The 7,789-nt window shown below is 73.8% G+C and carries 8 protein-coding genes and 1 riboswitch; of the genes, 3 read left to right on the top strand and 5 right to left on the bottom strand.

Annotated features, from left to right (window positions below; all coding sequences use genetic code 11):
• Nucleotides 1-64: 64 nt before the first annotated feature.
• Nucleotides 65-829 carry a transposase gene (locus tag ABGB16_RS18860; protein WP_347669397.1) on the bottom strand — a complete coding sequence of 255 codons (765 nt, stop codon included), beginning with the start codon at nucleotides 827-829 and terminating at the stop codon, nucleotides 65-67.
• Nucleotides 830-913: 84 nt separating this feature from the next.
• On the opposite strand from ABGB16_RS18860, the gene ABGB16_RS18855 reads away from it, so the two are divergent.
• Nucleotides 914-1,249, top strand: a complete 336-nt coding sequence (locus ABGB16_RS18855) for a hemerythrin domain-containing protein (RefSeq protein ID WP_347669396.1) — start codon at nucleotides 914-916, stop codon at nucleotides 1,247-1,249.
• 105 nt (nucleotides 1,250-1,354) lie between these two features.
• Here the strand turns inward: ABGB16_RS18855 and ABGB16_RS18850 are convergent, their stop codons facing one another.
• Entirely contained in the window at nucleotides 1,355-2,194 is an 840-nt protein-coding gene (locus ABGB16_RS18850; protein WP_347669389.1) for a metallophosphoesterase, read from the bottom strand.
• An 86-nt stretch (nucleotides 2,195-2,280) separates the two neighbouring features.
• Nucleotides 2,281-2,370, top strand: a riboswitch (ZMP/ZTP riboswitch).
• Nucleotides 2,371-2,391: 21 nt separating this feature from the next.
• Between ABGB16_RS18850 and ABGB16_RS18845 the strand changes: the two genes are divergently transcribed.
• Nucleotides 2,392-3,831, top strand: coding sequence for a glycine hydroxymethyltransferase (locus ABGB16_RS18845; protein WP_347669388.1), 1,440 nt, complete (start codon nucleotides 2,392-2,394; stop codon nucleotides 3,829-3,831).
• 184 nt (nucleotides 3,832-4,015) lie between these two features.
• Here the strand turns inward: ABGB16_RS18845 and araB are convergent, their stop codons facing one another.
• From araB to ABGB16_RS18830, 3 genes are all read right to left on the bottom strand, one after another.
• Nucleotides 4,016-5,668 carry a ribulokinase gene (gene araB / locus ABGB16_RS18840; protein ID WP_347669387.1) on the bottom strand — a complete coding sequence of 551 codons (1,653 nt, stop codon included), beginning with the start codon at nucleotides 5,666-5,668 and terminating at the stop codon, nucleotides 4,016-4,018.
• A 72-nt stretch (nucleotides 5,669-5,740) separates the two neighbouring features.
• Nucleotides 5,741-5,998 (bottom strand): hypothetical protein, encoded by a 258-nt coding sequence (locus tag ABGB16_RS18835; protein WP_347669386.1) that lies wholly within the window; start codon nucleotides 5,996-5,998, stop codon nucleotides 5,741-5,743.
• Between the two features lie 118 nt (nucleotides 5,999-6,116).
• Nucleotides 6,117-6,611 (bottom strand): hypothetical protein, encoded by a 495-nt coding sequence (locus ABGB16_RS18830; RefSeq protein WP_347669385.1) that lies wholly within the window; start codon nucleotides 6,609-6,611, stop codon nucleotides 6,117-6,119.
• A gap of 209 nt (nucleotides 6,612-6,820) precedes the next feature.
• Between ABGB16_RS18830 and ABGB16_RS18825 the strand changes: the two genes are divergently transcribed.
• Nucleotides 6,821-7,789, top strand: coding sequence for a sialidase family protein (locus ABGB16_RS18825; protein WP_347669384.1), 969 nt, complete (start codon nucleotides 6,821-6,823; stop codon nucleotides 7,787-7,789).

Genomic DNA, 7,789 nt, shown 5'->3' with positions numbered 1-7,789 from the left:
ATCGACATCGGCGAAACCATCCTGCGGCCGGGAGAGGGGAAAAGCCGACCAGCAACACGATCATTCAGGACAGACCAGCCAACACACTGGATCCACAACGGCATGTCACGAATTCAGCAACAGGGTCGTTGGCGGAGCCCTTCTGTTTTCGGGCCATCATCCGCTGGTACCGCTTGAGTCGGCGTTCGCGGCGCTCCATGTGCCGGGGGTGGGAGATGCGTTCGCCGGTGGACAGCACCGCAAAGTCGGTCAGGCCGAGGTCGACGCCCACCACCTCGCCCGGCGGTTCGGGTGGGGTGGGTGTGGCGATGTCGACGGCGAAGGTGACGAACCAGCGGCCGTCGGGGTCACGCGACACCGTCACCATCGTCGGATCCAACCCGGCCGGGTCGACGTCGGGCCACGACCACACAAACCTCAGCACACCGGGTGTTTTTCCCAACGTCAGATTGCCGTTACGCATTCGGAAGGCCGACCGGGTGTAGGAGGCGGACTGGCGGCCGTGGCGGGACTTGTAGCGCGGATACCGGGCCCGTTTCTGGAAAAAGGCGGTCATGGCGGTGTGCTGGTGGCGCAGGGTCTGCTGCAACGGCACCGACGACACCTCACCCAGGAACGCCAGGTCGGGCTGCTTTTTCATCTCGGTCAGCGCCCGATCCGTCTCCGCGTAGGAGGTGGACTTCCGTTCGGTGTGCCAGCGGGCGTGACGGGCGGCGAGAGTGCGGTTCCACACCACCCTGACGCAGCCGAACGTGCGGTTCAGCACCACCGCCTGCTCCGGGGTCGGGTACACCCGACACCTGTACGCCGTCCGCACAAAACCAGTCATACCAGAAAGGACAGTCATGGCTGACGGCACGTCCGCCATTCCTCCCCGCCCTGAAGGGCGGGGCATCCTGGCGGTGATCCGGTGATGTACCCGGAGGTCCGCCGGCTGCTGCCGGACCTGGAGGACGACATCCTGGAGTCGTACGAGGAGCACCACGTCGCCGACGTGCTGTGCGCCGAGCTGGCCGCCATGGACGCCGACGACGAGCACTTCAACGCCAAGACGACGGTGCTGATCGAGAACGTGCTGCACCACGTCGAGGAGGAGGAGCAGGAGTGGTTCCCGAAGGTGCGGGACGCGCTCGGCCGCAAGGAGTTGCAGGAGATCGGCGAGCGGATGATCGCGCTGCGTAGGGACGCGCCGCGCAGCCCGAGCGACCCGAAGGCGATCAAGAAGGCGATGGACGCGGTGACGGCCTGAGCCGCGCAGCGACGCCACCAAGACGCCACCAGCGTCCCCGATCTTGGACAGTTGTCGTTCTTGCCGCGTGAACGACAACTGTCCAAGATCGGGCGCAGGGGCCGGTCAGGGGGCGGGGAGGATGCGGCGGAGCTGGCCGGGTGGGGTGGGCCGGGGGCGCCACTCGCGCGGGTAGCCCACCGACACCTCCTCGAAGCGCACCCCGTCGTGCCAGGTCGTCCGGGGGATGTGCAGGTGGCCGTACACGACGGCGGCAGCGTCGTAGCGCACGTGCCAGTCGGCGGTGTCCTCGGTGCCGCACCACTGGGCAAAGATCGGGTAGCGCAGGATGCGGGTCGGCTCGCGCAGCAGCGGCCAGTGGTTGACCAGCACCGTCGGCAGGTCCGGGTCCCGGGCGTCGAGCCGGCGGGCGGTCTCGGCGACCCGGGCGGCGCACCACGCCTGCCGGCTCGGGTACGGGTCCGGGTGCAGCAGGAACTCGTCGGTGCAGACGATCCCCGTGCGGTACGCCTCGGCCAGCGCCGCCTCGCGGTCGAGGCCCGGGGGCCGCCAGCTGTAGTCGTACAACAGGAACAGCGGCGCGATCAGCGCGGGCCCGCCCGGGCCCCGCCAGACCGGGTACGGATCCTCCGGGGTGACCACGCCCAGGGCGCGGCAGCGGTCGACGAGGTGCCGGTAGCGGGCTTCGCCGCGCAGGGTGACCTCGTCGGCCGGGGGCGTCCACAGCTCGTGGTTGCCGGGCACCCAGATCACCTTCGCGAAGCGCCGGCTGAGCAGGCCCAGCGCCCATTCGATGTCCTCGACCGTGTCGCCCACGTCACCCGCGACCAGCAGCCAGTCGGCCGGCGAGCCGGGTTGCAGGCCCTCGACGATCGCGCGGTTCTCCGCGTACCCGACGTGCAGGTCGCTGATCGCGAGCAGCGCCCCGTCCTCCCCCACGATCATCAGCCGATCTTAGGGGAGCGCCGCGCCCCACGGGAGACGCGGTGGCGGAGGTCGTCCGGAGGCAGCGGGCCCGACCGGGTACGATCGGCACGGGCCGTGACTGGCGCGTGAGGATGGAGAACCATCGGGGAGCGGCCCCGTCACGAGGACACATGCCGAGCGCCTGGGCCTTCCACCGCACGTCAGTAGGAGGTCGCATGTCGTCGCCGAGCACCGAGTCCACCGCGTTCCGCTCCGCCCTCGAGGTGATCCGCGCCGTCGAGCCCCGGGTCGCCGACGCGATCCGCGCCGAGCTGGCCGACCAGCGGGAGTCGCTGAAGCTGATCGCCAGCGAGAACTACGCCTCCCCCGCCACCCTGCTGGCGATGGGCAACTGGTTCAGCGACAAGTACGCCGAGGGCACCGTCGGCCGTCGCTTCTACGCCGGCTGCCAGAACGTGGACACCGTCGAGGCACTGGCCGCCGAGCACGCCCGGGAGCTGTTCGGCGCCGCGCACGCGTACGCGCAGCCGCACTCCGGCATCGACGCCAACCTGGTGGCGTTCTGGGCGATCCTGGCCGACCGGGTCGAGGCGCCGGCGCTGAAGAAGGCGCAGGTGCGGCAGGTCAACGAGCTGACCGAGGCGGACTGGTTCGCGCTGCGCCGGGAGCTGGGCAACCAGCGGATGCTGGGCATGTCGCTGGACGCGGGCGGCCACCTCACCCACGGCTTCCGTCCGAACATCTCCGGCAAGATGTTCGACCAGCGCAGCTACGGCACCGACCCGGCGACCGGGCTGGTCGACTACGACAAGGTCGCCGAGGCGGCGCGGGAGTTCAAGCCGCTGATCCTGGTCGCCGGCTACTCGGCGTACCCGCGGAAGGTCAACTTCCGGATCATGCGGGAGATCGCCGACTCGGTCGGCGCGACCTTCATGGTCGACATGGCGCACTTCGCCGGCCTGGTGGCGGGCAAGGTGTTCACCGGCGACTTCGACCCGGTGCCGCACGCGCACATCGTCACCACCACCACCCACAAGTCGCTGCGCGGCCCGCGTGGCGGCCTGGTGCTGTGCGGCCCGGAGCTGGCCGACCAGGTCGACCGGGGCTGCCCGATGGTGCTCGGCGGCCCGCTGCCGCACGTGATGGCCGCCAAGGCGGTCGCGCTGGCCGAGGCCCGCCGCCCCGACTTCGCCGGCTACGCCCAGCGGGTCGTCGACAACGCCCAGGCGCTCGCCGAGGGGCTGCTGCGCCGGGGCGCGACGCTGGTCACCGGCGGCACCGACAACCACCTGGTCCTCATCGACGTCTCCGGATACGGCCTGACGGGCCGGCAGGCCGAGCAGGCGCTGCTCGACTCGGGCATCGTGACCAACCGCAACGCCGTCCCGCAGGACCCGAACGGCGCCTGGTACACCTCCGGCATCCGGATCGGCACCCCCGCGTTGACCACCCGGGGCCTCGGCACCGCTGAGATGGACGCCACCGCCGAGCTGATCCACACCGTGCTCACCCAGACGACGCCGGGCGCGAACACCGACGGCACCCCGTCGAAGGCGAAGTACGTCCTCGACCCGGCGCTGGCCGACAGGGTGAGCAAGCAGGCCAGCGAGCTGCTGACCAACTTCCCCCTCTACCCGTCGGTCGACCTGGGCTGACTCCCCTCCCCCCGACGCCCCGACGCCCCCGCCCCGGTCCGCCGGTGCGGGGGCGTCGCCGTTCCCACCGCCCTGCGTGATCATAAGGTTGGCGGCGGGTTTGATCCCTCCAACCGCCGTCAACTCCATGATCACCGGGGGCCGGTGGGGGCAGGGCGGCCCAGCGCGGCCGGGGTGGGCGGCGTCAGTGGGGGCGGTTGCGGCGGGCGCGCAGGCGGTGCAGGACGCCGCTGCCGCCGCGGCCGAAGTGGTCGTGCAGCTCCCGGTAGTCGGCGTACAGCTCGTCGTACGCGGCGCGGCGGGCCGGCTCCGGGTGGTACGTCTCGCGGCGGCGCGCCCCCATCGCCTCCGACGCGGCCGGCACGTCCGGGTACGCTCCGGCGGCCACCGCCGCGTGGACGGCGGCCCCGAGCGCGGCCGGCTGCTCGGCGTCGACCACGTGCAGCGGGCGGCCGATCACGTCGGCGTAGATCCGCATGAGCAGCCGGTTGCGGGTGAGCCCGCCGGCGGCGGTCAGCTCGTCGACCCGGATCCCGGCCGCCTCGAACGCGGCGACCACGGTGCGTGCCCCGAACGCGGTGGCCTCCAGCAGCGCCCGCCAGATGTCCTCCGGCCGGGTGGCCAGGGTCAGCCCGAGCAGCACGCCGCTGAGCTCGTGGTCCATCAGCACGGACCGGTTGCCGCTGTGCCAGTCCAGGGCGAGCAGGCCGTGCCCGCCGACGGGCTGGTCGGCGGCGAGGGAGTCCAGCAGGTCGTACGGGGTGATCCCGAGCTCGCGGGCGCGCCGCGCGTAGGAGGCGGGCAGGGCGTTGTCGACGTACCAGGCGAAGATGTCGCCGACGCCGCTCTGCCCGGCCTCGTAGCCCCACGCGCCGGTGGTCACCCCGCCGTCGACCGCCCCGCACACCCCCGGCACGTCCCGGTACGTCTCCGCGTTCATGATCAGGCAGGTGGAGGTGCCGAGCACGGCGAGCATCCGGCCCGGGGCGACGGAGCAAGCCGCGGCGGCGGTGACGTGGGCGTCGATGGCGCCCACCCCGACGGCGGTGCCGGGGCGCAGGCCGGTCCAGGAGGCGGCCTCGGCGGTGAGCCCGCCCGCGCGGGCGCCGACCGGGGCGAGCGGACCGTCGAGGCGGGCCAGCAGGCCGTCGAGGCGCGGGTGCAGCGCGCGGAGGAACTCCGCCGACGGGTACGCCGCGTCCTGGCGCAGCGCCTTGTAGCCGGCGGCCGAGACGTTGCGGGTCTCCCGGCCGCAGAGCTGCCAGACGATCCAGTCGGCCGCCTCGACGAAGCGCCGCGCCCGGTCGAAGACGGCCGGGTCCTCCTCCAGTGTCTGGAGGGCCTTGGCGGGCAGCCACTCGGCGGAGACCCGGCCTCCGTAGCGGGGCAGCCACGGCTCGCCGCGCTCGGCGGCCAGGGCGTTGATCCGGTCGGCCTGCCGCTGGGCCGCGTGGTGCTTCCACAGCTTCGGGTACGCGTGCGGGCGGTCCCGCAGCTCCGGCAGCTCGCACAGCGGGGTGCCGTCGGCCAGGGTGGGCAGCACCGTGCAGGAGGTGGCGTCCACGGCGATGCCGATCACGTCGGCGGGGTCGACGCGGGCGTCGCGCAGCGCGGCGGGCACGGCGACGCGCAGCACGTCGCGGTAGTCGTCGGGGTGCTGCAACGCCCAGTCCGGCGGCAGCGCCGGGCCGCCGGGCAGCCGCTCGGTGATCACCCCGTGCCGGTACGGGTGCACGGCGCTGCCGCGCTCCCGGCCGTCGGCGACGTCCACGACGACGGCGCGGCCGGTGAGGGTGCCGAAGTCGATCCCGACGACGTGGCGGAGCGGCTCGCCCATCGCTCCTCCTCCCACCGCCCGCGACCGCGCGGCGGTGGGAGGACGGTAGCAACGCGCGCGCCCCGGCCGGGGTCAGGAGCGGTCGAGGGGGCGCTTGAGATGGTAGCGGTGCACCTCGGTGCTGCCCTGGACGTTGTTGACGTCCTCGGCCGCCGAGACCAGCTCCCAGCCGTCCCGGCCGACCCGGTTGAGGTGCGCGATCGCGGTGTCGCCGTACGCGGTGACGTCGGCGCGGGAGCCGTCGGGGGCGTACCAGACGAACGAGACGTGGAAATTGCGTCCCTGCCCCTGGTAGCGGCGGACCAGAAGTGCGTACTCCCAAGCGACCATGCGTCCATTATGGTCGATCGGCCGGGCGGCCGGAACACGGGTGGTGGCCGGGCGGCGACGCAGCGGGCACGCCGGGCCGACGGGGCGCCGCCGGAACCGACCGCCGGCAGCGTACGCGTCAGTCGCCGGACGGCGGCGGCGCGGGCGCGGCGAGCGCGGCGCGCACCGCCTCCTCGGGGGTGTCGGCGTGGACGGGCCCGACGACGGGCACGCCGGTGGCGTCGACGACGCGCCAGCCGCCGAGCGTCACCACCGGGATGCCGCCCCGGCGCAGGGCGAGGGCGACCTCGCTCAGCGTCCCCCACGAGCCGCCGACGGCGATCACCGCGTCGGCGCTCCACACCAGGATCGCGTTGCGGGCCTGGCCCATGTTCGTCACGACGGTGGCGGAGACGTCGGCGGCCGGCCGCGGGTCGCGCCCGTCGTCGGGGCGTACCCCGATGACCAGGCCGGCGCGGGAGCGGGCACCCCCGGCGACCGCCGCCATCACCCCGCCGCCGCCCCCGCAGAGCACCGTGACGCCGCGTTCGGCCAGCAGCTCCCCCACCCGCCACGCGTGCGTCAGCTCGCCGCCCGTCGCGTCCGCCGGCCCGCACACCGCCACCTGCACCACGGGAACCATCCTGCCCGAGGCGGGGCCACCGTGGGCGCCACCCGGACGGAAACGGAACCACCCCCGGCGGCGGCTGTCCGCCCCGTTCGCCATCGCGGTCACGCCCTCCGATGTTTCCCGGGCGTTCGCCCCCGAGCCCGGCCGGCGTCGGCCGGCGTGGCTACCGTCGGCGGTTCAGGCGCCACCGGACCGGCGAGGAGGCCACCACGATGACGCCACCATCGACCGCGAGCCCGGTGGCCGCCGCCCGCGTGGCGGCGGTGCACCGAATCGGGGACGCCGCCGGGCACAGCGCCTTCACCGACCTGGTGCGGCACCGGGGTCGGTGGCTCTGTGCGTTCCGGGAGGGCGCCGGACACCTCTCCGCCGACGGCGCGATCCGGGTGCTCGCCTCCGACGACGGCCGGCGCTGGGGCCCGGCCGCCCGGCTGGAACGCCAGGCGACCGACCTGCGTGACCCCCGGTTCGTTGCCCGGCCGGACGGTCGGCTGCAACTGCTCGCCGCCGCGGTGACGCAAAGCCCGGCCGGGCTCGGGGCGGGCACCACCAGATCGTTCCGCACGGTGACCTGGCTGTCGACCGACGGAGAGCGGTGGGGCGAGCCCACCCCGATCGGTGAACCCGACATGTGGGTGTGGCAGGCGGCCTGGCACGGCGGCGCCATGTACGGCGTCGGCTACGCCACCCGGGAGCCGCGCCTCGTCCGGCTGTACCGCAGCGGCGACGGGTTCGACCTCCAGCCGGTCGTGGAGTCCCTCTACCTCGGCGGCTACCCGAACGAGTCGGGGCTGGTCTTCACCTCGGACGGCACGGCCGTCTGCCTGCTGCGCCGGGACCGGGAGGCGGCCACCGCCCAGCTCGGGCGGTCCCGGCCGCCGTACCGGCACTGGGCCTGGACCGACCTCGGCGTGCAGGTGGGCGGGCCGGCCCTGCTCGGCCTGCCCGACGGCCGCCTGGTCGCCGGGGTACGCCTGCTCGACGGCGGCCCGCGCACCTCGATCTGCGCCGTCGACCCGGAGCGGGGCGCCCTCACCGAGCTGGTCGCGCTGCCGTCCGGCGGCGACTGCGGCTACCCGGGCCTGGACTGGCACGACGGGGTGCTGCGGGTCAGCTACTACTCCTCCCACGAGGAGCGGACCTGCGTCTACCTGGCCGAGGTGACCCTCGACGGGTCGTAG

This window comes from Micromonospora sp. B11E3 (assembly GCF_039871625.1).
GTDB lineage: Bacteria > Actinomycetota > Actinomycetes > Mycobacteriales > Micromonosporaceae > Micromonospora.
This window is presented reverse-complemented; position numbering and strand designations above follow the sequence as displayed.